General features: G+C 63.6%; 21 protein-coding genes and 1 tRNA gene. 10 read left to right on the plus strand and 12 right to left on the minus strand.

Annotation, left to right across the window (positions count from 1 at the left end; translation table 11 throughout):
* Positions 1 to 5: 5 nt before the first annotated feature.
* Entirely contained in the window at positions 6 to 1,268 is a 1,263-nt protein-coding gene (locus FZI91_RS12020; protein ID WP_155939241.1) for a sugar ABC transporter substrate-binding protein, read from the minus strand.
* On the minus strand, positions 1,268 to 2,134 hold the full coding sequence (locus tag FZI91_RS12025; protein ID WP_375234341.1) for a carbohydrate ABC transporter permease: 867 nt from the start codon (positions 2,132 to 2,134) through the stop codon (positions 1,268 to 1,270). Before FZI91_RS12025 ends, FZI91_RS12020 begins: the two co-directional genes overlap by 1 nt.
* Positions 2,135 to 2,150: 16 nt before the next feature.
* Here FZI91_RS12025 and FZI91_RS12030 point away from each other — a divergent pair, with 16 nt between their 5' ends.
* A complete protein-coding gene (locus FZI91_RS12030) occupies positions 2,151 to 2,456 on the plus strand; it encodes a hypothetical protein (RefSeq protein WP_155939243.1) in 306 nt (101 codons plus the stop codon).
* Positions 2,457 to 2,462: 6 nt separating this feature from the next.
* On the opposite strand, the gene FZI91_RS12035 is transcribed toward FZI91_RS12030, so the two are convergent.
* Positions 2,463 to 3,329, minus strand: a complete 867-nt coding sequence (locus FZI91_RS12035; RefSeq protein WP_162525599.1) for a carbohydrate ABC transporter permease — start codon at positions 3,327 to 3,329, stop codon at positions 2,463 to 2,465.
* 43 nt (positions 3,330 to 3,372) lie between these two features.
* Here FZI91_RS12035 and FZI91_RS12040 point away from each other — a divergent pair, with 43 nt between their 5' ends.
* Positions 3,373 to 4,887: a TldD/PmbA family protein gene (locus FZI91_RS12040; protein ID WP_162525598.1), complete on the plus strand. Its 1,515-nt coding sequence runs from the start codon at positions 3,373 to 3,375 to the stop codon at positions 4,885 to 4,887.
* Complete coding sequence (locus tag FZI91_RS12045; protein ID WP_162525597.1) at positions 4,884 to 6,260, plus strand: metallopeptidase TldD-related protein; 1,377 nt, start codon at positions 4,884 to 4,886, stop codon at positions 6,258 to 6,260. Before FZI91_RS12040 ends, FZI91_RS12045 begins: the two co-directional genes overlap by 4 nt.
* Before the next feature lie 88 nt (positions 6,261 to 6,348).
* On the opposite strand, the gene FZI91_RS12050 is transcribed toward FZI91_RS12045, so the two are convergent.
* Positions 6,349 to 8,181: an SDR family oxidoreductase gene (locus tag FZI91_RS12050; protein ID WP_155939244.1), complete on the minus strand. Its 1,833-nt coding sequence runs from the start codon at positions 8,179 to 8,181 to the stop codon at positions 6,349 to 6,351.
* Positions 8,182 to 8,343: 162 nt separating this feature from the next.
* On the opposite strand from FZI91_RS12050, the gene FZI91_RS12055 reads away from it, so the two are divergent.
* From FZI91_RS12055 to FZI91_RS12065, 3 genes are read left to right on the plus strand one after another with little or no spacing between them, the layout of a single operon-like run.
* Positions 8,344 to 9,006 (plus strand): response regulator transcription factor, encoded by a 663-nt coding sequence (locus tag FZI91_RS12055; protein ID WP_155939521.1) that lies wholly within the window; start codon positions 8,344 to 8,346, stop codon positions 9,004 to 9,006.
* Positions 9,003 to 10,025: a HAMP domain-containing sensor histidine kinase gene (locus FZI91_RS12060; protein WP_155939245.1), complete on the plus strand. Its 1,023-nt coding sequence runs from the start codon at positions 9,003 to 9,005 to the stop codon at positions 10,023 to 10,025. The genes FZI91_RS12055 and FZI91_RS12060 overlap by 4 nt, the downstream gene beginning before the upstream one ends.
* Positions 10,022 to 11,572 carry a DUF4153 domain-containing protein gene (locus FZI91_RS12065; RefSeq protein ID WP_155939246.1) on the plus strand — a complete coding sequence of 517 codons (1,551 nt, stop codon included), beginning with the start codon at positions 10,022 to 10,024 and terminating at the stop codon, positions 11,570 to 11,572. Before FZI91_RS12060 ends, FZI91_RS12065 begins: the two co-directional genes overlap by 4 nt.
* A gap of 78 nt (positions 11,573 to 11,650) precedes the next feature.
* Here FZI91_RS12065 and FZI91_RS12070 read toward each other — a convergent pair whose 3' ends face one another.
* A complete protein-coding gene (locus FZI91_RS12070; RefSeq protein ID WP_155939247.1) occupies positions 11,651 to 12,886 on the minus strand; it encodes a DUF445 domain-containing protein in 1,236 nt (411 codons plus the stop codon).
* 157 nt (positions 12,887 to 13,043) lie between these two features.
* Here FZI91_RS12070 and FZI91_RS12075 point away from each other — a divergent pair.
* Positions 13,044 to 13,117: transfer RNA gene (locus tag FZI91_RS12075), tRNA-Ile, on the plus strand.
* A 317-nt stretch (positions 13,118 to 13,434) separates the two neighbouring features.
* Here FZI91_RS12075 and FZI91_RS24210 read toward each other — a convergent pair.
* From FZI91_RS24210 to FZI91_RS12085, 3 genes are read right to left on the minus strand one after another with little or no spacing between them, the layout of a single operon-like run.
* A complete protein-coding gene (locus FZI91_RS24210) occupies positions 13,435 to 15,165 on the minus strand; it encodes a DUF2326 domain-containing protein (RefSeq protein ID WP_162525595.1) in 1,731 nt (576 codons plus the stop codon).
* A gap of 5 nt (positions 15,166 to 15,170) precedes the next feature.
* Positions 15,171 to 15,401, minus strand: coding sequence for an ABC-three component system middle component 7 (locus FZI91_RS24325; RefSeq protein ID WP_375234340.1), 231 nt, complete (start codon positions 15,399 to 15,401; stop codon positions 15,171 to 15,173).
* Positions 15,398 to 16,198, minus strand: coding sequence for an ABC-three component system protein (locus tag FZI91_RS12085; protein ID WP_162525594.1), 801 nt, complete (start codon positions 16,196 to 16,198; stop codon positions 15,398 to 15,400). Before FZI91_RS12085 ends, FZI91_RS24325 begins: the two co-directional genes overlap by 4 nt.
* 225 nt (positions 16,199 to 16,423) lie before the next feature.
* Here FZI91_RS12085 and FZI91_RS12090 point away from each other — a divergent pair, with 225 nt between their 5' ends.
* Positions 16,424 to 18,784, plus strand: a complete 2,361-nt coding sequence (locus FZI91_RS12090; protein ID WP_155939250.1) for an arylsulfatase — start codon at positions 16,424 to 16,426, stop codon at positions 18,782 to 18,784.
* Here the strand turns inward: FZI91_RS12090 and FZI91_RS12095 are convergent.
* Complete coding sequence (locus tag FZI91_RS12095) at positions 18,781 to 19,044, minus strand: hypothetical protein (RefSeq protein WP_162525593.1); 264 nt, start codon at positions 19,042 to 19,044, stop codon at positions 18,781 to 18,783. The two genes, FZI91_RS12090 and FZI91_RS12095, sit on opposite strands and share 4 nt — an antisense overlap.
* A 116-nt stretch (positions 19,045 to 19,160) precedes the next feature.
* Here FZI91_RS12095 and FZI91_RS12100 point away from each other — a divergent pair, with 116 nt between their 5' ends.
* Together FZI91_RS12100 and FZI91_RS12105 are read left to right on the plus strand one after the other, a co-directional pair.
* Positions 19,161 to 19,922 (plus strand): S1/P1 nuclease, encoded by a 762-nt coding sequence (locus FZI91_RS12100; protein WP_155939522.1) that lies wholly within the window; start codon positions 19,161 to 19,163, stop codon positions 19,920 to 19,922.
* A 156-nt stretch (positions 19,923 to 20,078) separates the two neighbouring features.
* Entirely contained in the window at positions 20,079 to 21,185 is a 1,107-nt protein-coding gene (locus tag FZI91_RS12105; RefSeq protein ID WP_162525592.1) for a diguanylate cyclase, read from the plus strand.
* A gap of 34 nt (positions 21,186 to 21,219) precedes the next feature.
* Here FZI91_RS12105 and FZI91_RS12110 read toward each other — a convergent pair whose 3' ends face one another.
* The 3 genes from FZI91_RS12110 to FZI91_RS12120 all read right to left on the minus strand — a co-directional run bounded on the left by FZI91_RS12110 (position 21,220) and on the right by FZI91_RS12120 (position 23,684).
* Positions 21,220 to 22,044, minus strand: coding sequence for a family 16 glycosylhydrolase (locus tag FZI91_RS12110; protein WP_162525591.1), 825 nt, complete (start codon positions 22,042 to 22,044; stop codon positions 21,220 to 21,222).
* A gap of 66 nt (positions 22,045 to 22,110) precedes the next feature.
* On the minus strand, positions 22,111 to 22,650 hold the full coding sequence (locus FZI91_RS12115) for a cytochrome b (protein WP_155939251.1): 540 nt from the start codon (positions 22,648 to 22,650) through the stop codon (positions 22,111 to 22,113).
* A complete protein-coding gene (locus FZI91_RS12120; protein WP_162525590.1) occupies positions 22,650 to 23,684 on the minus strand; it encodes a catalase family peroxidase in 1,035 nt (344 codons plus the stop codon). The genes FZI91_RS12115 and FZI91_RS12120 overlap by 1 nt, the downstream gene beginning before the upstream one ends.
* Positions 23,685 to 23,687 lie beyond the last annotated feature (3 nt).

Consider the following 23,687-nt stretch of genomic DNA (forward strand, 5'->3'; position numbering starts at 1 on the left):
CGGCGCTAGCGCTCAATCGCCTTGTTCGCGGCCTGCTGCGCCTGGGCCAGCGCGGTGTGAACATCCAGGCGCCCCAGGAACATCTCGGCGAAATACGGCTTCAGTGCGGCGAACCCGGCGCCAAACCCTTGCCCGCCCGGAGCCGCGATTTGCGCGCCATTCAGCACCTCGAAGAACGGGGCGACGTCCACGCCCTTACCGGCCCAGTACTGAAAGTACGGATCCCGCGCGGTCAGTACCGCGGGTATTGCCGAGCCGTCACGCCCCAGGAAAGAGTTCCCGTCGGCGCCGCCCATCCAGGCCAGCACCTGCTGCGCGGCCTCCGGATGAGCCGATGACGAGTTCGCGGCGGCGACAATGCCATTGGTGACGCTGACGCGGCCGTCCGGGCCCGCCGGCATCATCGCCACGCCCCACGGGAAGGTGGCGTTCTGCTGGATCTGCGCCAGGTTGTAGGTGCCCGACTGGAACAGTGCCATCCGTCCCTGCAGGAACTGGTTGCGCGAGAAGTCGTTGTTGGCGTTGGTGTCGGCGGCCGAGGGCGCGACCTTGTCGACGTTGATGAGGTCGACAAGGTACCGGAATGCCATCTCGGCCTGTGGATTGGCGAATGCGAACCTGTCATCCAGCTGGAAGACGGCACCCGCCGAGCCTAGGTAGTTCAGGTAGATGCCCTGTAAGTCATTGGCGGCGTTGTACGCCCAATGTCCGGGCCCGGTGAGACGGTGCAGTATCGGGCGCAGGGTGTCGACGGCGGGGTCGGCGTCCCAGCGCAGATCCGCGAGCTCGGCGGGATCGACCTGCGCTTCGTCGAGCAGGTTCTTGTTGTAGTACAGCGCAATCCCGGCATCGCTGAGCTGGGGGACACCCCAGAGCTTGCCGCCGCGGGTGAACTGCGCGACGACGGACGGATCCCAATCCGCGTGCGGGTCAACCGCGCGCAGGTTCCCGGTATCGGCGTAATCGGACAGGTAGGCGTTACTGAGCCAGAAGATGTCGTCGGCGCCATGGCCTGCGACATCGGTGCGCAGCGTGTTGAAGTAGCTTGCGTACGACGTCACCGTCGTCACGACTGATATGTCGGGATTACGCCGGGTGAACTCGTCGAACGAGCTGCGGTAGGCGCGCGCCACCTGCTCATCCCACACGCGCACGGTCACAACCGATTTCCCGTGGGATGTTTTGGGGATACCCAGCCACCCGGCAATGCCGAAGAGTAGTAGCGCGACAAGTCCTAGTGTGACGGCGGCGCGGGTGGAGGACTTCATCACTTGAGTCCGGACAGGGTGATGGAGCGGACGATGTACTTCTGGAACGCCACGAACAGGATCACCAGCGGCACGATCGCCACGGTGGTCGCCGCCATCACGATGGGCCACTGCGCGTTGAACTGGGATTGCAGGCCGGCGGTCGCGACGGTGAGCACGCGCCAGTTGCCTCCGCTGGTGATCACCAACGGCCACATGAAGTTGTTCCACTGCGACACCACGGTGATGAGCGTCAGCGTGATCAGGATCGGGCGGCTCACCGGCACCACCACATGCCAGAGGACATCGAGCGTATTGGCGCCGTCCAGGCGGGCCGCCCGAATCAGGTCGTCGGGAACGGTGCGGAAATGTTCACGCAACAAGAAGATTGCGTAGGGCGATCCGAACATGAAGGGGATTACCAACGCCCAGAATGTGTTCCGCAGCCCCACTTGTGTGAACATCAGATACATCGGCACCACGGTCACCGTCGCCGGAATCATCAGCGTGGCCAGATACACCCAGAACAGGCCGTCGCGTCCCCGAAATTGCAGCCGCGCAAAGGCGTACGCGGCCAGCACTGAGAACGTCAGTTGGCCGATCACGATGATCGCCGTCATCAACACCGTCACCACTGCGGCACGGCCGAATCCGGCGTCGGCCAGCCCGGTGTAGTTGAGCACCGTGAACGGATTCGGCGCGGCCAGCGGAGAGTCGGTGGCAAACTGCCGCGTCGACTTCAGTGATGCCGATAACGCCAACAAAAACGGGCCAAGCGTGATCGCCGCGCCGAGGATCAGCAGCAGGTAGATTGGGGCGGTTCTTAACGGCGCCTGCCAGCGAAGGCGGTGGTAGGCTCTCGTCGCCAATGATCCTGTTGGTCTCATCTGGAGGGGAATTTCGATGTTGTTCTGGGGCTGGGGTGGGCGCTCGAATCAGCTTGAGCTGTCACCGACTCAAATGCTGGCATTCGCGTACCGCTACTTTCACTTGTTCTTCATTTTCACAGTGACATTCGGTGGGAGCTACTCCATACACACCTGGACCGAGCATGGCTGGGCGGCCGCGCCCATCGCGAAGGAGCAGGCCGAGCAGATCCTGGCTGGCCGCTCCCTGCAGCCCAATCCGTGGCGGCGCTTCAGCCTGTACGGGTTCCTCGGGGCCATCGCACTGCTCATCGCGGTGAACTCGCTGCGGCACGGTGCCTGACGCTTCTCACGTGAGGTCATAGCTCACCCGCGTCCGGAAGTAGCGGTGCTGAATCACCGTGATGGTGACCAGGATCAGGAACAGCACCAACGACATGGCGGCCGAGCGCCCCACATGCGCGGACTCGAACGCCTCGGCATACACGCGGTGCGCGGCCAGGTCGGTGCGGTTCTGCGGGCCGCCGCTGGTGAGCGCGTACACGGTGTCGAAGGTCTGCACCGCGCTCACCACACCGGTAACGAGGACGAAGAAGAACGTGGGCCGCAGCATCGGCAGGGTGATGCGGCGGAACCGCTGCCACGGCGTCGCGCCGTCTACCCGGGCTGCGTTGTGCACATCGCCGGGGATGGCCAGCAGGCCCGCCATGAAGAACAGTGCAACGTAGCCGACGTTCGTCCACACGCTCACCGCCGCCACCACCGGCAGTGCGAGGCTGGGGTCGGTGAGCCATTCGATGCGCGCGCCGAATAGAGCATTGACGGCACCGTCGGTGGGGGCCAGCATCCAATGCCACAGCACGCCGATGGCCAGCGGCGCGCAGATCCACGGGATGACGTAAATGGTTCGGAAGATCACGGTGCCGGGCAGGCCGCGCACCAGCAGCGTCGCCGCGGCCAGCCCAAGGGCCGTCTGGACCGGAATGACCAGCGCCACGAAGATCAGCGTCACCAGCAGGGAGTGGCCGAAGGCGCCGTCGGAGAACACCGAACGCCAGTTGTCCAGGCCGATGAACTCGATGGGGCCCAGCAGATCCCAGCGGCACAGGCTCAGCCACACGACGACCAGGATGGGCAGCAGCAGAAACGCCGCGACCCCGAACAGACTCGGGGCCAGCAGCCCGTAGGCCAGCGCTGTCTGCCGGGAGCGTTGCACTGGAACATTAAACCCCGTCGACGCTGCCGGTAGCGTTGAGCGCGTGACTCGGTCCGTTGATCCCGATTTCCTCGCGCTGCCGCGCGCCGAACTTGCCGACGCCGCGCTGAACGCGGCCCGCGCTGTCGGCGCCAGCTATGCCGACCTGCGCATCCATCGGCTCATCAACGAGGAGCTGGTGCTGCGCGACGAGCAGGTGGAGACCGCGGTGTCCGGGCGCACCATCGGTTTGGCGGTGCGGGTGATCGTCGACGGCACCTGGGGATTCGCCTCACACGTTCAGCTCGACACGACCGCTGCCGCCGAGACCGCACGTCGCGCCGTGGCCGTCGCGCGCGGATTGGGCAGCCTGAACCGTGAACGCGTCGAGCTGGCGGCCGAGCCCGTCTACGCCGACGTCCAGTGGGTGTCCGACTACGAGATCGATCCGTTCACGGTGGCGCAGGCCGAGAAGATCGCGGTGCTGCAGGAGTATTCGGGGCGCCTGCTGGCCTCCGATGGAGTGGACCATGCCTCCGCGACGCTCACCGCGGTCAAGGAACAGACCTTCTACGCCGACACCTTCGGCTCGTCGATCACCCAGCAGCGGGTCCGGGTGATGTCGCAGCTGGACGCGATCGCGGTCGACGCCGCCACCGGTTCCTTCGAGACGATGCGCACCCTGGCCCCACCGATGGGCCGCGGCTGGGAGGCCATCGGTGGCGACGGCGTATGGGACTGGAGCACCGAACTCCGTGAGATCCCGGAGCTGCTCACCGAGAAGGTGAAGGCGCCCAGCGTGGTCGCCGGAACCACCGACCTGGTGATCGACCCGACCAATCTGTGGCTCACCATCCACGAATCCATCGGCCACGCCACCGAATACGACAGGGCCATCGGCTACGAGGCCGCCTACGCGGGGACCTCCTTCGCCACCCCCGACAAGCTTGGCACCATGAAGTACGGCTCGCCCGTCATGAACGTGACCGCCGACCGCAACGAACGGCACGGGCTTGCCTCGGTGGGATACGACGACGAGGGGGTGGCCTCCCAGCGCTGGGATCTGGTGCGTGACGGGACTTTTGTCGGATACCAGCTGGATCGGGTGTTCGCGCCTCGGCTGGGCCAGGAGCGCTCCAACGGTTGCTCGTACGCCGACTCCCCGCACCATGTGCCGATCCAGCGGATGGCGAACGTGTCGCTGCTGGCTTCCCCGGACGAGCGCAGCACCGACGACTTGATCTCCGGCGTGGAGGACGGCATCTACATCGTCGGCGACAAGTCGTGGTCAATCGACATGCAGCGCTACAACTTCCAGTTCACCGGGCAGCGGTTCTACCGCATTCGCGGTGGCAAGCTGGACGGGCAGCTGCGCGATGTCGCCTACCAGGCCACCACCACTGACTTCTGGGGGTCGATGGAAGCCGTTGGCGGGCAATCCACCTGGCGCCTGGGCGGTGCGTTCAACTGTGGCAAGGCTCAGCCCGGACAGGTGGCGGCCGTGAGCCACGGCTGCCCGTCGGCGCTGTTCCGCGGCGTCAACGTGCTCAACACCAAGCAGGAAGGCGGAAACGCGTGATTCCCGCACAGCAGGTCGCCGAGGACGTTCTGGCCGAGGCCGCGCGACGCGGCGGCGCTGACGACACGATCGTCCTGATCCAGGACAGCAGCGAGGCATCGCTGCGGTGGGCCGGCAGCTCCATGACCACCAACGGCGAGTCGGTCAAGCGCGGCATCGCGGTGATTTCCATTGTTCGACAAGGGGATCAGACCCGTGTCGGTTCGGTACTCACCGAGGACGCCGATCCGGCGGCACTGGCCGATCTGGTGGCGGCCAGTCAGGCCGAAGCCGCTGCGGCGCCCCCGTCACGCGACGCCATGCCGCTGCTGGGCCCCGGAGACAGCCCGGGGGAGGCCTGGGACGCGGAGATCTCACGCACCGGCGCCGACGTCTTCGGATCGCTGGCCGCCGACCTGTCGACGGGCTTCGACGGTCCCGACACCCTGTACGGGTACGCGCGCCACGAGCGGCAGACCACGTTCTTGGCCTCGTCCACCGGGCTGCGTCGCCGGTTCACTCAGCCGACGGGCCAGGTGGAGATCAACGCCAAACGCGGTGTGGGCAGCGCCTGGGCGGGTGTGTGCACCCCCGAATTCGTGGACGTGCCGACCGCCTCGCTGCTGTGTCAGCTCAGCGAAAGGTTAACGGCCGCACAGAATCAGATCGAGCTCCCGGCCGGTCGCTACGAGACGCTGCTGCCGCCGTCGGCGACCGGGGACCTCATGCAGTACCTGGTGTGGACGATGGGTGGGCGCGCCGCGCACGAGGGCCGAAACGCCTTCGCGGGGCCTGGCGGCACTCGCATCGGCGAACGACTCACCGAGCTGCCCGTCACGGTGTACTCGGATCCGTCGTATCCGGGTCTGCAGAGCAGCCCGTTCGTGGCGACGCCGATCTCTCGTGAGGCGCTGTCGGTGTTCGACAACGGGGCGGGTATCGGACGCGTCGACTGGGTGCGTGACGGGGTGATCAACGCGCTGAGCTACTCGCGCGCCGACGCCGCCGAATTCAATGCCACCCCGACGGTGGGCGCCGACAACCTCATCATGACCGGCGGGGGCTCATCGACCCTGGAGGAGATGATCGCCGCCACCGAGAACGGTCTGCTACTGACCACGCTCTGGTACATCCGCGAGGTGGATCCGACGGTGTTGCTGCTCACCGGGCTCACCCGCGACGGCGTGTACCTGGTGCGCGACGGGAAGATCGCGGGCGCCGTCAACAACTTCCGGTTCAACGAGAGCCCGATCGACCTGCTGCGGCGGGTAAGCGAGGTGGGCGCCACCGAGTACACGCTGCCGCGCGAGTGGAGCGATTACGCGACGCGCCAAGCCATGCCGGCGCTGCGGATCCCGGACTTTCACATGTCGTCGGTGAGCGCCGCCCAGTAGGCAGGATGCCTTCGCTCAAACCGAGGTTATGGCGTATTCGTCTCGCACGAATTCACCACAACCTCGGTTTCGGCGTGACGAGGATCGGTCAGCGCCGCCCGGTAGGGAAGAGCTTCATCAGGTCGGTCATACCGCCCTTGGCTGCGAAGTAGCGCCCGATGCCGGGGGCGATGCGGTTGTTGAGGTATTGCAGGCGGGCCTCCGGTGTCACCGGGACCACCTGCTTGTTCTTCAGGACCGCGTCGACGATCTGCTCGGCCACCTTTTCGGGGCCGTAGCGGCGCATCGCGTAGGCCTTGTCCCCGGCCTGCTGCATGCGCTGTTCTTCTTCGGCGCTGACGCCGGAGATCTTGCTGGTGGCAATGATATTGGTGTGCACGATGCCGGGGCAGATGGTGCTCACCCCGATGCCGTGTTTGTCCAGATCGGCGCGCAGGCAGTCCGAGAACATGAAGACGGCCGACTTGCTAGTCGAGTAGGCCGTGAACTTCTGTTGCGGTGAGTACGCGGCCATGCTCGACAGGTTGACGATGTGCCCGCCGAGGCGGCGTTCGGCCATTTTCGCGCCAAAGGCGCGGCTGCAGTTGACCACTCCGTACAGGTTGATGTCGAGGACGCGGCGGAACTCTTCGGACGGCGTCTCCAGGAATCCGCCCGCGGCGCCGACGCCGGCGTTGTTGATCAGCACATCGGGCACACCGTGTTTCGCGATTACCTTATCGGCGTGGGCGTTGATCGCGGTCTCGTCGGCGACGTTGAGTTGGTAGGCGTGGGCGGTGCCGCCCTCCTGCTTGATCAGTTGGACGGTCTCCTTGGCGCTGGCCAGGTTGACATCGGAGAGCACCAGCTCGGCGCCCCGGCGGGCGAAGGCCTTCGCGGTCTCTCGGCCGATGCCGCTGCCGGCGCCGGTGATGACGACCAGTTGGTCCTCGAATTGCTTGCGGTTCTTGCCCATTTCGGCGCGACGCAGTGTGCGTGCTGGCGGGTTTCCGGACACCGCGTCGATCAGCTCGATCGCGGCCGCGGCAAGTAACTGCGGGTGCGAGAAGGGCAGCCAGTGCCCGCCATTGACGACGCGTCGCCAGGTGCGCTCGTTCCACAGCGGTTCGTCGTCGTAGCAGGACTGGCGCACCGCGGGATCGCGCTTCCCGACGATGACCTGCACCGGGACGCTGGTGCGCCGCTCCTCGGGATGGATGACGGCGGGCAGTGCATTCGCGCGGTAGACGCGCAGCGTCTGGGTGATATCGGACATGAACGTCGGTCCCAGGTGTATCTGCTCGGGTGGCGCGCCCTCCGCAGCGGAAAGACCAGCACGCCAACGGCTCTCGGACATCGTCAGCTTGAGGGCAAGGCTCGGTATCACCGGCGTCATGGAGGCCAGCATGTACAGCAGTGACCCAGCTTGCCCGAGCGCGAGTGCTGCATTGCGCGGTGTCGGCCGCGAAAGGCGGGCGCGCATCCACTTGCTCATGTGGCTGGCCGAGGGACCCGACACCGAGGTAAAGGAGGCGAAGCGATGTTGCAGATCGGGATTGCAGACGGCCTCCCACGCGGCGACGCTGCCCCAGTCGTGGCCCAGCAGGTGCACCGGTTTGTCGGGGCTCACCCTATTGGCTACGGCCACATAGTCACTTGCCATCTCGGTGAGCCGGAAGTCACGGAAACTCTTGGGATTGGTCGTCTTTCCCGCGCCGCGATTGTCGATGGCCACCAGCCGGAACCGCTCCCGCAGCAGCGGTGTCACGCCGTCCCAGAGGTGATGCGAATCGGGCCAGCCATGCACTAGCAGGATCGTCTCGCCGTCCGGGTTCCCCTGCACGTAGTAGGCCACCTCGATGTCCCCGTTGCGCACCGAATGCTCGGTGATCACGTTGGACTCGGTGACGGCGGATGCGTCGACGTCGATCGTGCTGGTCATGCAGGCTCCCATTTCAACTACCGGTACTAGAAGTATTAATTACTGACAGTATCGCTAATGCCCCATGAAAGGGAAGAGGCCTCCACAGAACCTTCACAAAACGTCACAGCGATCACCACAGCCATCAAATACCCTGGTCATGTGCCCAGCCAGCGACGAATCTTGGTAGTCGACGACGAGCCCACTATTAGTGCATCCATTTCCGCGCGGCTTCGCGCCGAGGGATACGCCGTCGACACCGAGGACAACGGCCTCGATGCGGTGCGGCATTGCCGCGAAAATGCGCCCGACCTGGTGGTCTTGGATATCATGCTGCCCGGGCTGGACGGTCTGGAGGTATGCCGTCAGATCCAGGCGCACACGCCGCTGCCGGTGCTGATGCTGACCGCCCGCGGCACCGAGACCGACATGTTGGTCGGGCTGGGGGTGGGCGCCGACGACTATCTGGCCAAGCCATTCAGCATGCGGGTGTTGGTGGCCCGGGTCGCCGCGCTGTTGCGCCGCACGGACCGCGTCGCTGCGCCGATGACGGATGTGCGCGTCGGGCAGGTGCGGATCGACGTCGCCGAGCGCCGCGTCTATCACCAGGACGACGAGGTGCACCTGACCCGCACCGAGTTCGACCTGCTGACCTATCTGGCCGATAACCCGCGGGTGGCGATCAGCCGCGAGCGGCTGCTTGATCAGGTGTGGGGCTGGAGTGAGGGGCTGCCCTCGGGACGGCGCACCGTGGACAGCCACATCAAGGCGTTGCGTCGCAAGCTCGGTCAGGAGTTAATCCGCACCGTACACGGCATCGGATATGCGTTGGAGGCGCCGCGATGAGTCAGTTGCTGGAATTTCTGCCGCGCCCGCTGGATCCGTTGCGTTCCTTCAAGTTCAAGACCGCGGTGCTGGTGGGGGTGGCGCTGGCGATTGCCACCTGCCTGCTCTGGATCACGGCCGAGTGGAAGCTGCGGTATGCGCTGACGCTGGCGCTGCTGGTGTCGTTCGGGGTGACGTGGTTTCTGGCGCACGGGATGACCTCGCCGCTGCGGGACATGACGGCGGCGGCGCGATCGATGGCGCAGGGCGACTATTCACGTCGGGTGCGGTCCACCTCCCGTGATGAAGTGGGCGAGCTGGCAACGGCTTTCAATCACATGGCGGCCGAGTTGCAGTCGGCCGAGCGGTATCGGCGTGAGTTGGTGGGCAACGTCTCGCACGAGCTGCGCACACCCATCACGGCGCTGCAGGCGGTGCTGGAGAACATCGTCGACGGGGTCGCTTCGCCGGACCCCGAGACGCTGAAAACCGCGCTGGCGCAGACCGAGCGGCTAGGCCGACTGGTGGATGACCTGCTGGACCTGTCCCGACTGGAGAACGGATCGGTTCGGGTGCAACGCGAACCGTTCATGGTGCGTGACTTCGTGGACGGTGCGGTCGCCGAGGCCAAGGCCACCGGACGGTCGGTGCGCTACCACGTGACGGTCGAGCCGTTCGATCTGACGGCGATCGCCGATACCGCCCGGCTGCACCAGGTGCTGGCCAATCTGCTGGACAACGCGTCGCGGCACAGCCCGCCCGGGGGACAGGTGTCGGTGTTCGCGCGGGCCAGCGAGGACGCACTGCTGCTGGAGGTCGCCGACGAGGGGCCCGGGGTCGCCCCGCACGAAAGATCGCGTGTGTTTGAGCGATTCACCCACGGCGGGTCGCGCGACGGCGGCACCGGGTTGGGTTTGGCGATCGCGCAGTGGGCCGTCGACCTGCATGGCGGTCGCATCGAAATCTTGGACGCACCCGGGTGCCGGGTTCGCGTCACGTTGCCGCAGTTTGATTCAGATGCACAGGAGGGGAATTCATGACAATCACGCCGCAGTATCCGTACCCGTATCCGATTCCGGGACAGCCGCTTCCGCCGGGACCTCCGGTGCCGCGCCCGCCGGTTCCGATCTTTGGTCCGCCGACTCGGTTCCTGACGGCCTGGCCGCGCGATATCCGTTCGAAGATGACCGGCGGCGCGCTGCTCGGCGGTGTGGGAGCGGGGCTAGTGGGCGCGCTGTGCTGGCGGTCTTCCCTTCCGGGTCTGGGCTGGACGGTGACGGCGTTTGTGATCGCGCTCGTGGCGTTCGCGACGCAACCGATCAAATGGACACCGACGCGCATCGGCGCGCTGGTGGTGGCGCTGTGTCTGGCGGTGGTACCGACCGTGCGTGATGCGGATTGGCTTGTCTCGCTGTGTGTCTTGACGTCGCTGGCGTTGTTCTTCTATACGTTGGCTCCGGCCCGCACCTGGACAGGATTGGCGTACGGGCAGTTCGTCATGCTGATGGTGCCGTCGCGGGTGGCTGGTTGGGCGCGGCGTGGGACGCGCACGATGTCGCGGGGCCGCAAGGTCAACCCGGACCGGGCGGCGGTGGTCGTGCTGATCACGGTGGGCCTGGTGGTGGCGTTCGGTGCGCTGTTGGCCGACGCCGATGCGCGGTTCAGTGCGCTGGTCAACGGGATCATGCCGTTCGTCTCGTTCGCTGATGTCCTCGGGCGGATTGTCGTCGGGGCGCTGGTGGGCGCGTTCGCGCTGGGCGCCATTTACGTGCTGTCCAAGCCGCCGACGTTCGACCGGATGGCGCCGACCGAGCCCAAGAAGCTGCCGCGCTGGGAGTGGAGCCTGCCGCTGGCCGCGCTCAACCTGCTGTTCATTGCCTTTGTGGGCGTGCAGATTTCGGTGTTATTCGGGGGAGATGAGCATGTGCAGGTCACTGAGGGGTTGACCTACGCGGAGTATGCGCGGCAGGGCTTTTGGCAGCTGCTGTTCGTCACCATCTTGGTGATGGGGGTGATCGCGGTGGCGATCCGGGTGGCGGGGCGTGAGGATGCCCGCGACCGGTTGTATCTGCGGGTGCTGATCGGCGGGCTGTGCCTGACCACGCTGGTGATCGTGGCCTCGGCCATCCATCGGATGTCGTTGTACGAGGGGGCCTACGGGTACAGCGTGGAGCGGTTGTTGGTGCGCTGGATCGAGCTCGGCATGGGTTTGGTGCTGGTGATGATTCTGGTGGCGGGGATCCGGATGAGCGCCCGGTGGTTGCCCACTGTGGTAGTGGCCGTCGGTGCCTTCGGCATGCTGGGGTTGGCGATCTTCAACCCCGAAGGCTATGTGGCGCAGCGCAATGTGCAGTACTTCCAGCAGACAGGGAAGTTCGACGAGCGGTACATGGGCAGCCTGTCTACCGACGCCTTCTCGGCGGTGCAGTCGCTACCCGAGGAGCAACGGCGATGCGTGAAACGTTCGATCGCCGATCGGCTGAGGCCGAGCGCGCCGTGGTACGAGTACAACGTGAGCCGTGCCAACGTGCGGGCGTCAGACGCGAACATCGGGCCGGCTGCGTGCCCTATGGCTCCCAGTCGCTAGCCGCTTCCGTACGCATGCCCAACTTCGGTTCGGCGCCGAAGCTTCATGCGCGTTTGGCAGCTCGGCATGCGTAGTGGCCTATTCGAGGAGCAGGAGCACCTGTAGCTCGCCGATGAGGTAGCCGAGCACGGCGCCGACGGTGACGAGTTTCCACTCGTCCTGTTTGAAGGCAGGGCGTAGCAGACCTTCGAACTCGTCGTCGGTCATCAGCTTCATCTTGCTTTCCAGCAGCGCGGGCAGCTGCATGGCGTCCGCGGCGGCCGAGCCGAGTTCGTCGGTGCGGGTGCGCATCAGATGCAGGACCGCATCGGCGATCTCATGCTTGACGGCCGCGTACTTCTCCGAGCCGATGGCGAATGCCACGAAAGGCTTGGCGATTCCCGTAGCGGTGTCGACCGCGGTCTGGATCTGCTGGGTGAGCAGGGAGATGAATCGGTCGGAGCGCGGGCCCGTCAGCATGTCTTCGATGAGATTGGCCGGGGTGAGAATTTCGTTGGAAATGAGCTGGGTGTAGTCGTGGGTTACCTCGTCACGCCGCTTGTGAAACAGGCCCTGCCACTTGAGGAATCCGAAGTACTTGTGCGGACGTTTAGGCCGGAAGATCATTTGCAGCGCGAGCCAGTCGGTGAACAACCCGGTGAAGGCGCCGAACAGCGGCATGATCCAGGGGGAGTGGGTCAGCGCCCAGGTGGCGGCCTGGATGATGCCGAGGAAGAAGCCGAACGGGATGCCAATGCGGACGATGAACTGCATTTCCTTCTGCCCGACGGTGCGGATCATCTTGACCGTCATCGACTTATCGCGGACAAGGGCGTTGACGGCGACGGTGCGCAGATTCACGACGGCATCGAGGTTGTCCTTCAGTTCCCCCTTGAACTGTGCGAGTAGGGCGGGCACCGATTCCTTGACGCGCTTGAGCACGATGCTCTGCGCGGCCTCGGGCAGCGAGACCCACAGGTTGGGGGCCAGCGATTTCATGAGGTCGCGGGTGATCTGCTCGATCATCTCGTTGAGCGGGGTGCCCATCTTGTCGACGAGGTCATCGACGTTGATCTGCTCGATGAGCTCCTTGGGATCGATTAGGCGATCCATGAGCAGGCCCACCGCGGCCTGCGCCATGCGGGCCGCATTGCGGGGGATGATGCCCTGCCATCCCAAATACGGTGGGATGCCGACGAATTCCAGGGGGCGGAACATCATCTCGACGGCGACAAGCTTGGTGACGTAGCCGATGGCCGCCGCTATGAACGGCATGGACAGGTAGATCACCCAGTGGGTGGCGAGGTCCTCAGCGAGGTCATGCAGGAACTGCATGAGGTCAGCCTCGGTGATTCATGGAGCTCGGCACCGGGTGATCCTAAGGCGATGGTCGTGTTGCTCGTGGGGTTATCGCTGGTCAGTGTGCCGAGTGGTGAGTTCAAGGCTGACTCCCGGGGCGGGGAGGCGGATCGGCTAGAGTTCTGTGCTGCTAGGGGCGGTAGCTCAGTTGGTTAGAGCCGTGGACTCATAATCCATTGGTCGCGGGTTCGAGCCCCGCCCGCCCTACTTCAGAGGTGTATGACCTCGATTGATGCTTGTCGGTTCGGTGCCGGTTGACGCCTGGCAGTGTTTCGGCTGATGGTTTACATCTGTTTCGGTTGATACTTGACACTCGCTAGATGAGGGAGTTCAGCGTGGCGGAGTAGAGGTATCAGGCCGTGTTGGCGGTGCCCGGTTGTCGATGGCCAAGGAGGCTCGCACATTGTGTTGAGACAGGCCGGGCGTGTGTCCAAGTGGCTCGGCAGAGGGGGCGATATCAAACTGCTGTGCAGCAGGTACGAAGGTCGCCCCCCGGCGCGAGCCCGAAACCGCTCCTCTGCCCCTCATATCCGTACGCCGAGTAGGCCACCTGACTCTTCGGCATCCGTTAGGCGAATAATTACGTTGGCGTCTATGTCTAAGCCAACCCGCGTGAACTCCTCGGCGGGTAAGTCGTCTGAGTTGGCGGTGAGTAGATACTGAAACCCGTTTGCGCTGGCGCTGTCCGCGGCAAGGGCCATTGCAGAGGCCGTCTGCCGTTCGTCGACTCCGTCAAATAGCACACTATCGTGTGCTAAGAACCCACAGCCCTGATGATTGGTCGCCCACGCCTCGGCGACTGCCAAGTCATACGCAAAGATGCCGACTTTCCCTGTACCAGTCGACCCTTCTCGGGGGACCTTCACTCTGAACCGATAGCCTGCGTCACCAACATCGACCAGTAGATACGCCTCCGCGCCATAAAGAGCTTCGAATGCTTCCGAAAATCGGTTAAGGATCGGAGCGTAGCCCGGACTACGCTCTTCAAGATCTTGCTCGACCCGCTCGCTTAACTCCAATACTTCAGCCTTCAATGCCGCCTTGCCTCGCCGGACCTCTTGAATCGTCTCGATACGTGTACCGATCTCGGTGACAGAGGCTGACAATATGCCAAGACGCTTCTGCATTGCAGCGTAGTCTTCCAAAGCTCCGTGTGCCTGAAGCATTTGAAGGTCGCCGCGGCGCTGATTGTCCAGTTGCTGCAGATTGCGTTCGCGCACATCCTGCACATTGCGTAGTCGTCGGATTTCTGATTCGAGATACTGTTTACGGTTCGATGTTACCGAAGCGTGGAAATCCCTAGTCTGTTTTAGCGTGCGGCGGAGCCCCTCCGAGAAGACGACGCCTACCTCGTTGAAGAGATCCTCAACTCTAGTTTGGTCTTCGGCCGTAAACTCCGCTACGGCTTGCTCTTCGTAGAGTTGAATTTCGCGAGACGTTATTAGTACCTGATTAGATACTTCTCGCATCTTAGCTGCCGCGGTGTTGGCACGCGCTTCGACCTCCCGGTACTCAGGTAGAACGCGAAACTCGGCGATATCAGACTCAAGCCGATTCAGTTGAGCGGATTCACGCGCACGACGGGCTTGAAGCTCTGCAAGCTCCTCGCCAAGTTCTTCTACATCAGAGGGTGATAGAGCTTTCAGGCGCTTCTCGCGGTCTTTCAGCCGCTGCCACTCTAACGCATATTTCCAGTTGAGTCCCAAAAGGAAAGCGTTCTCGGCCTGAGTTTGAACAGGGGGTTGACTACCAAATGTCTTGAAAGGGTTGTTGTACGCCTCACTCCTAAAGCGAAGAAAGTGCCTTAGTATTCCACGGAATGTTGGTGAATTCGGCGCTCTGTCGACCCTATCTGCTAAGTCAAACCTTTTCGCTCCAAGCCAATTGGACCATTCGACTGGGCCGATAACAACCCCGACTTCTTCGGCCTTCTCGGAAAGTCCCAGCTTATAAATGCCGTCGCCTTCAATCGTTACTTCTGATGAGTCCACATTTCGCGAAACGGATAGCCGCGATCCATCGATCTCAATGTCTAGCGTGAAATACCAATCCTTGCCAATTAGTTTATGCAGACTATCGCCCTCTATAACACGGCCGCCGAGGCAGTAATCAATTATCTGCAGCAGGGTAGTCTTGCCCACGCCGTTTCGTGAGTCTGTCGATAATGATTGATCAGTTCTTTCGGCAAGCACAAGATTCAAGCCGGATTTGAAGGCCACGGGTTTGAACGAATCTTTGTTGCTCGATATGGCCACTAGTTTCATTCTGACCACCGGAGGATCCCATAACGTAATTCGACAGTGCCAAGCGCGTGCAAGATAGTGAGTGCATCGACGAAGTGGCTAAACCCTACGTCTTCATTCAGACTTCGAGTCCGGGTCCAGAGTTCGTTCACAGTTTGGTCTTGTCTCCGCTCGTCGAGCAAGAGCGCGGCATGGCCGATCAATGACATGCTTAGTGGCACATACTTTGAAGGCAGCAGTTCAATCATGGTGCCTCGAAAATGTCGCAGATCTCGAATAGGTGGCTCAGGACGGCGATTGCCGCTGCTTCGTAGCGTATACGTCCAGCTGCATCCTGGGCACCAGGAGTCGCGCTCGACACGTCGTTCACCAGGGCAAAGAAGAGAGAATCTCCGGTCGTTCCCTCAGTCACGTGCTTGCTGTAGAGGTCAAGAAATCCCGCTCGAAGGCGACCGGCGAACTGGGAATCGAGCTTGGACGTAACCGTAGCGAGGTACCGCTGAACCTGCGGTGCTTGCATGAGGCCGATACGAACAAGGTTGCTGGTATGACCTGTAAGGCCATTCGCCGCCATCTTCTCTGCGACCCCAACGGCAATCATCGGTGTTGAGGTGGCTCCGTCGGGCCTGTTGACTAGGTGGTGACACACCGCCTCTAGCTCTGCAAAATGCAGTTGGCTCATCTCCTCGGTGAGTCGATCTTGGACCCACTGCTCGTGATCGCTCTTCCACCCGAGCATGTCGGCAGGTAAGTATGTGTTGGGCTGCTTGTCGCTCTTTGGATGATGGTTGCCGCAAAGCAAGATCAAGTTCGGGTACTTGTTTCGATCCGGCGGTGGCAAGCCTGGGTCTGCGCGTGGCCCATCATCGGAAAACGCATAGATGTGGGCGATCTGACCGATCACGACGGCAGGATCATCGTCCGAGGCTGGGACGAGTAAGGGTTCTCTGCAGCCTGGGTACGCACATCTGCCGGCGGCAAGCCCCCACAGCAACTTGATGTCTTTTTCGGGGTAGCTCCTGCCCACGACGAGGTTCCCTCCCATGACTTCGTCCCGACGAACACGCACTGTGAGAGTGCTGTGCTCGGCTCCATTCTAATGTGAGCGACGTACGAATGTTCGGGTAATCGCGCTCGGTCACAGTCGTTCTCCTGTGGATACTCGGCGTTTCCATATCCATCGAGCGATGGCCGCTCGCGTGAACTGATAGCACGGCGCTTGTACTATGACACCATTCCATGATCTTGAAACTCCTACGAGGGAGCAGCCATGACTGGATCGCCAGAATCAGACTTCAACGGCAAGATCGCCTTGGACATAAGGGATTCCGAGCCCGACTGGACTCCGTACGCCGCGCCTACCGCCCCTGAGGGCGCACCCAACATCCTCTACCTCGTCTGGGATGACACCGGCATCGCGACATGGGACTGCTTTGGCGGCTTGGTCGAGATGCCCGCCATGGGCCGAATCGCTGAGCGTGGCGTCCGCCTCTCGCAGTTCCACACCACCGCCCTCTGCTCGCCCACCCGCGCCTCGCTGCTCACGGGTCGCAACGCGACCACAGTCGGCATGGCCACCATCGAGGAGTTCACCGATGGCTTCCCGAACTGCAGCGGTCGCATCCCGTTCGACACCGCACTGCTCTCCGAAGTGCTCGCCGAGAAGGGCTGGAACACCTACTGCGTCGGCAAGTGGCACCTGACCCCACTGGAAGAGTCGAATCTCGCCGCCACCAAACGGCATTGGCCATTGTCGCGAGGCTTCGAACGGTTCTACGGCTTCATGGGCGGTGAGACCGATCAGTGGTATCCCGATCTGGTCTATGACAACCACCCCGTGAATCCGCCGGCGACCCCGGAAGACGGCTACCACCTGTCCAAGGACATCGCCGACAAGACCATCGAATTCATCCGCGATGCCAAGGTGATCGCCCCCGACAAACCCTGGTTCTCCTACGTCTGCCCCGGAGCGGGCCACGCCCCGCACCACGTCTTCAAGGAGTGGGCCGACAAGTACGCCGGCAAGTTCGACATGGGCTACGAGCTGTACCGCGAGATCGTGCTGGAGAACCAGAAGAACCTCGGTATCGTCCCGCCGGACACCGAATTGTCGCCCGTCAACCCGTATCTCGACGTCAAGGGCCCCAACGGCGAACCCTGGCCACTGCAGGACACCGTGCGCCCCTGGGACTCGCTGAACGACGAGGAGAAGCGGCTCTTCAGCCGCATGGCCGAGGTGTTCGCCGGATTCCTGAGCTACACCGACGATCAGATCGGCCGGGTCCTGGACTACCTGGAGGAGTCGGGTCAGCTCGACAACACCATCATCGTCGTCATCTCCGACAACGGGGCCAGCGGCGAGGGCGGCCCCAACGGCTCGGTCAACGAGGTCAAGTTCTTCAACGGCTACATCGACACCGTCGAGGAGAGCCTGCGCTTCTACGACAGCCTCGGCGGTACCGACACTTACAACCACTACCCAATCGGGTGGGCGATGGCGTTCAACACGCCCTACAAGCTGTACAAACGCTACGCCTCTCACGAGGGCGGCATCGCCGACACCGCAATCATCAGCTGGCCGAACGGAATCGCCGCACACGGCGAGGTCCGCGACACCTACGTGAACGTCTGTGACATCACCCCAACCATCTACGACCTGCTGGGCATCACCCCGCCCGAGGCAGTCAAAGGCATCGCCCAGAAGCCGCTCGACGGTCTGAGTTTCAAAGCAGCACTGCAGGATCCCGCCGCAGGCACCGGCAAGGACACCCAGTTCTACACAATGCTCGGCACCCGCGGCATCTGGCATAAGGGCTGGTTCGCCAACACCGTGCATGCCGCCACACCGTCGGGCTGGTCGAACTTCGACAAGGATCGCTGGGAGCTGTTCCACATCGAGTCCGACCGCAGCCAATGCCGCGACCTCGCCGACACCGAACCTGAGAAGCTCGACGAGCTGAAACAACTCTGGTTCGCCGAGGCCGACAAGTACAACGGCCTGCCCCTGGCCGACCTAAACATTCTCGAAACCCTGACCCGGTGGCGGCCCTACCTGGCGGGGGAGCGCACATCGTTCACCTACTACCCGAACAGCGCCGAGGTGGGCCTGGGCGCCGCGGTCGAGATTCGGGGACAGTCGTTCTCGATCCTTGCCGAGGTCACCATGGAAACCGGCGTCGAGGGCGTCATCTTCAAACAGGGCGGCGCGCACGGCGGCCACGTTCTCTTTGTTCAGGATTCAAAGCTGCACTACATCTACAACTTCATGGGGGAGAAGGAGCAGAAGGTCTCATCTGAAGGTGCGGTGCCGCCGGGCGCGCACGTGCTTGGCGCCCGCTTCGCCAAGACCGGCACGGTGACGGGCAGCCACACCCCGGTCGGTGAGGTCGCCCTGTTCATCGACGAACAAGCCGTCGGATCACTGAAAGACGTCGAAATCCACCCGGGCACATTCGGTCTCGCCGGGGCCAGTCTGTCCGTCGGACGCAACAGCGGCTCGGGGGTGTCCTCGGCCTACAAGTCGCCCTATGCGTTCACCGGTGGAACCATCGCGCAGGTGGTCGTCGACATTTCGGGGGAGCCGTACGAAAACCTGGAGAGGAAGCTGGCGATCGCGTTCGCCAAGGACTAGACGGGCCACTCGGTGAGCGGTTCCCACTCGCCGAACGGCGGCTTCTTATCGGCCGCGATCACGATCTGCCCGGTCACCGCCGACCCGGGGTGATACTCGTCGATCGCGAACCCGCCCTTGCGGTCTTCGGGAGTTGTGCCATCCCAGATGTAGATCGGGCCGGCAGCAGTGGCCTCGGCAACCTCGGTACCGCACTCGGCGGCAGGTTCGTCGCGACCAACACCGGTGTGCTTGCCGTCGGTACGCCGCCAGATGCTCACAAACCGGATGCTACGCGCTGGAGCGCTTTCTGGGCGGCCACAACTTGACCAACTTATGGATCGAGTAGGCGTCTACCTACGCCAGCGCGGCCACACTGTGTCACCGTGGAGTGGTGATGAAAAGGCTTGGTGCGCTCCTGATCGCCGCTGCCCTGCTGCTGGTGACCGCTCCGCTGGCCGCGGCCTGGGGTCCGCAGGGCCACAACATCGTCGGAGCAGTCGCCGATACGAAGCTCACCCCAGCCGCGAAAGCGGAGGTCGCCCGGCTGCTCGCCGGCGAGGCCAATCCCACGCTTGCCGGAGTCGCGAACTGGGCCGACCAGGTACGCCCCAGCCGGCCCGAGACCGCGCCCTGGCACTACGCCGACATCGGCGAGAACGCCTGCCACTACGTGCCGGGGGCCAACGGCGACAACGTCATCGAGGCCATCCGCACCCAGACCGCCATCCTGGAAGACACATCGAAGCCGGATGCCGAACGCCGGGATGCCCTGAAGTTCGTCGTCCACTTCGTCGGCGATATTCACCAGCCGATGCACGCCGGCTATGCCCGCGACCGCGGCGGCAACGACATCCCCCTGACCTACAACGGGCGATCGACCAATCTGCACGCGGTGTGGGACAGCGGATTGCTGAGCACCCGCGGGCTGAGCGACGCCCAGTACGCCACGGTGATCGAGGGCTTGCCCGCCCCGGAGCTCGGCAGCACCGACCCCGCCGAGTGGGCACAGGACAGCTGCCAGATCGCCGTCGGCGTCTATCCGAACACCTCGACCATCGGTGCCGACTACACCAACCAAAACCGGCCGATCGCCGAATCGCAGCTGCGCTCTGCCGGTGAACGACTGGCACGTTTGATCAATGCCACGCTCGCGTAACAGATGACAGCGCTGCCTGCGCTTGGCAGCAACGCGAGTGATCTAGTATCCCTAAATTGTGGGTAAGCAGGTGACCACTTTTGTGTCAGCTGCTGATGGGTCGGGCAATGTCGGTTGACGCATGTTTGTCGATGGTTGCTTTGGTAAGGGCGATAAGTGGGTATCACAAGTCGGGTTCGGGCTGACGTACGCCCGAGGTGGAGTCGCGGCGCGCGGATCTACGACACCAACAATGAACTCCTTGAACGGGTTCGACTGCGGCGTGCTGTTTCGCCAGTGAATGCGTTGTTCATCACCGCTATTGGTGCGTCGGCAATCCTGCTTGCCTCCGCGGGACTGTCAACGATTCCGCTGGTGTGTTTCTGCCTCGCGATCCCGGCGTTTGGATGGGGGATCCGTTACGCACGGACCAAGCCCGTGACCTACGCCGAGTCGGTCGCGTATGTCCTCTACTGCGATATCGCCGTTCTGATCGGGATTTGCGTGGTGACGACAACGGCCGTCGCCTTTGTGAAGCTGACGTGGCTACTGGGCATCAACATCTACGTGTCGATACTCCATGGCCGGGTGGCGGTCATCGCGCAGACGCTGGTGACCGCGACCGGGACTGTTCTGGCCGTAGCGGGAGCACTATCGCGCGACGATTCGAGCACCGTGGTCCTCGAAGCGGCGGTGGTCGCCATGCTGCTGGCGAACCTGTTTGCCGGATGCTTGATCTACCTGGGCAAGGCGCGGTTCACCAAGCATGCCGTCGGGAAAGACCACCTCTCCCGACATGACGACCTGACCGGTCTGTTGAACAGGCGCGGTCTGCAAGAGGCGTACGAGGCCAGAGTCGGTGTGCCGGGCATGCATGTGGTTGTCGCCATGGTTGACCTGAATTCGTTCAAGCAGATCAACGACACCTTCGGCCACCACGTTGGAGATCAGGTGCTGCAGCGTACGGCGCACCGCCTGCGGTCGGTGGCCGGGCCGAACGCTTTCTTGGCCCGGCTCGGTGGCGACGAATTCGGCATTGTCGCGGTCACCGACTCGCCACGGGACCTGGACTATCGGTACGCAGTGCACGAGGCATTGATCGATGAGGGCGACACCCTGCCGGTGACCGCCAGTGTCGGGGTCGCCGCCGCGGTGCTGCCCGAGGCGGATCGCACGACGATCCACACCCTCGGGCCCATCGTCACCCACCTCCTCGTGGAGGCCGATGGCGCGATGTACCGGGCCAAGAAAGCCTTCGGTATCGCCCAGTACTCATCGGATTAACGGCAAGTAGCAGGCCGAACCCGTACGCGACGAACTACCAGACGCGCACGTAGTCGACGAGCATCTCCGCCGGGTACGAACCACCGGCCGGATCGCCGCCACCGGACCCGGCAACCGCCAGGTTCAGCATCGGCTGCAGCGTGTACCCGGGATCGTTAAACGGCCAATCCTCAAGGGAATTGGCGTCGACGGTCAGGTACGGCTCCATGCCGTCGTGGTAGTCCATCCAGAAGTACAGCCCGGCCTCAGTCCAGGTGCAGCGCCAGGTGTGCCAGTTGCTATCGATTGGCATCGGCAGCGTCTCGAACGAGGTGCCATCTAGACGCGCGTGAATCGTGGTGCCCGAGGGCCAATCGCGGTTGCCGTACCACTCCGCGAGGTCGACCTCACCGCCGCGCTCGGGGTTGTCGTTGAGCAGCCACCATGCCGGCCACGCACCGTCGGTCAAGCAGTTGAACTTGATGCGCGCCTCGAAGGTGTGGCCGATGCCGCCGCGGAAGGTGCCGTGCAGCTTGCCGCTGTAGTACTTGTTGCCTTCCTTCGTCGCGCGGATCACCAGGTTGGAGTTTCCGTCGAGGAAGATGTTCGTGCGGCTGTCGCGGTACTCGCCCATGTTTTCGGGGCGGTCCCAGAACACGGGGTTCTTGATCTTCTCGCGGAACTTGGCCGCGACCCACTTCGATCCATCCGGTGCTGAACCGGCCGGCCCGTTGAACTCGTCGCTGAAGACGTAACCCTGCGTCTGGGCATCGGGCGGCGCTGCCGGTTGACGTCCGCGGTCGGCGTGAGCCGTCGCAATAGGCAGGGCAGCTGCGGCGATGCCGAAGCCCATGGTGAGTATCAGTTTACGGCGATCCATTTCGGGCACCCCGAAACGATAATGGGTGCGCCCCCGGTATGGGCGCAGCCCCGGCCATTTTCGCTGCTAGTGGCGCGGAAGCATCCTCGCGAGCAACCTGTCCCGCAACCCGATGGTATGAAACAGCACTGCGCTGACATGCGCGACCACGCAGGCGAGCAACGCGTACGCCACCCACGCATGCGCTTCGCGCAGCACCCCGTACGTCCCGATGCTGGTCGGCACGATCGACGGGAAACGCATTCCGGCGATCTCCACCGGCACCCCGGACGCCGAGACCAGCGCCCACCCGATCACCGGTTGCACCAGGAACAACGTGTACATCGCGAGCTCGGAACCGGCCGCGATGAACCGCTCCGGCTGGGCCAGTGACAGCGGCGGCGGCCTGTTTACGATGCGGTTTCCGATCCGCAGCACCGCTAGCGCCAGCACCACCACACCGATGGACTTATGCCAGGCCAGCACCAACGGATAATCGCCTACCGAGCCGACGAGCAGTGCGCCCAGCACCAGCATCGTGATGATCAGTACCGCCATCGTCCAATGCAGCAGCTGTGCCGCCCACCCGAAACGTTCGTCCGTCGAGGACGACGAGGAATCAGCCATCACATGTCCTGCCCGAACTGTTCTACTGGCGCAGGGATTTCACGCGCCCGCCGCCGAAACGACTCCGCATAGACCGCCGCGCGCGCCGCCAGGATCGGATCATCGGAGATCTCAATTCCGTTGGGCAGCACCGTCGGATCGAAGTTGGTGTCCCGGATCCGTTCTTGCTCGGGCATGGTTGCGCGTCCGAGGATGATCGTCCCGACGTCGATCTGGCGGCGATCGGCCGGCCACGGCAGCGACGGGTCGTTCGTCGGGTCCTGCCCGGGGACGCCGATCTGCAGGAGCAGCCGATAGCGCAACTCGCCCCGACGCACTCGTTGAGCCAGCGCCTCGAACATCCAGTTCGGTCCATTTTTCAGTGCTGCGGCGGCATCAGACGCATCGGGAACCACACGCCACCGCACCGGCGTCCGCGCACCGTCGGTGCCGACGAACATGAAGGTGTTGAGGCTGTTGTAGGTGGCAGTCGCGAAAGACGAGGCCTTGGGGGCGGCCTCGATCAGCGTCTGGGCGGCGGCCGTGGCCGGGTTGTCCCGCAGGAACGCGGTAGCCCGCTGTTTGTCACCCGATGTGCGCGCCGACAACAGCCCGAAGAACATCTCCGGGGTCGGCGCCATGAAGACCGGGGCGGCGGCCATCGCGGTGCGCCACTGCTCGCCCTGTGGCAGCGAAAAATCAAGGGCCAAAGCCTGTCCCGACCCGGTGTCCGGTTGGTGCGGATTCTGGCCGCCCACCGAGAACCGTCCGACGACGGGATGCACACCCTTGACGAACACCGACGCCGACGACACCTCGGCTCCGGCGCCATTGCTTTCGAAACGCCCCGACACCGCAAGGGCTTTGGCGTGATTGCGTCGGTACCCGACGAACGTGCCGCCGGTGGCCTCGAACAGGTCGATGAACGAGCGTCCGGTCAACCGGGACCCGACGCGGCCCTCCAGCGCCAGGAACCCGCCGAGCCCCGTCACGGTGACGGCGCCGGCGGCGACCAGACCCAGAAACATTCGGCGGTCCAGCTTTGGGGTGACCACGAA

Source organism: Mycobacteroides sp. CBMA 271 (genome assembly GCF_009729205.1).
Classification (GTDB): domain Bacteria; phylum Actinomycetota; class Actinomycetes; order Mycobacteriales; family Mycobacteriaceae; genus Mycobacterium.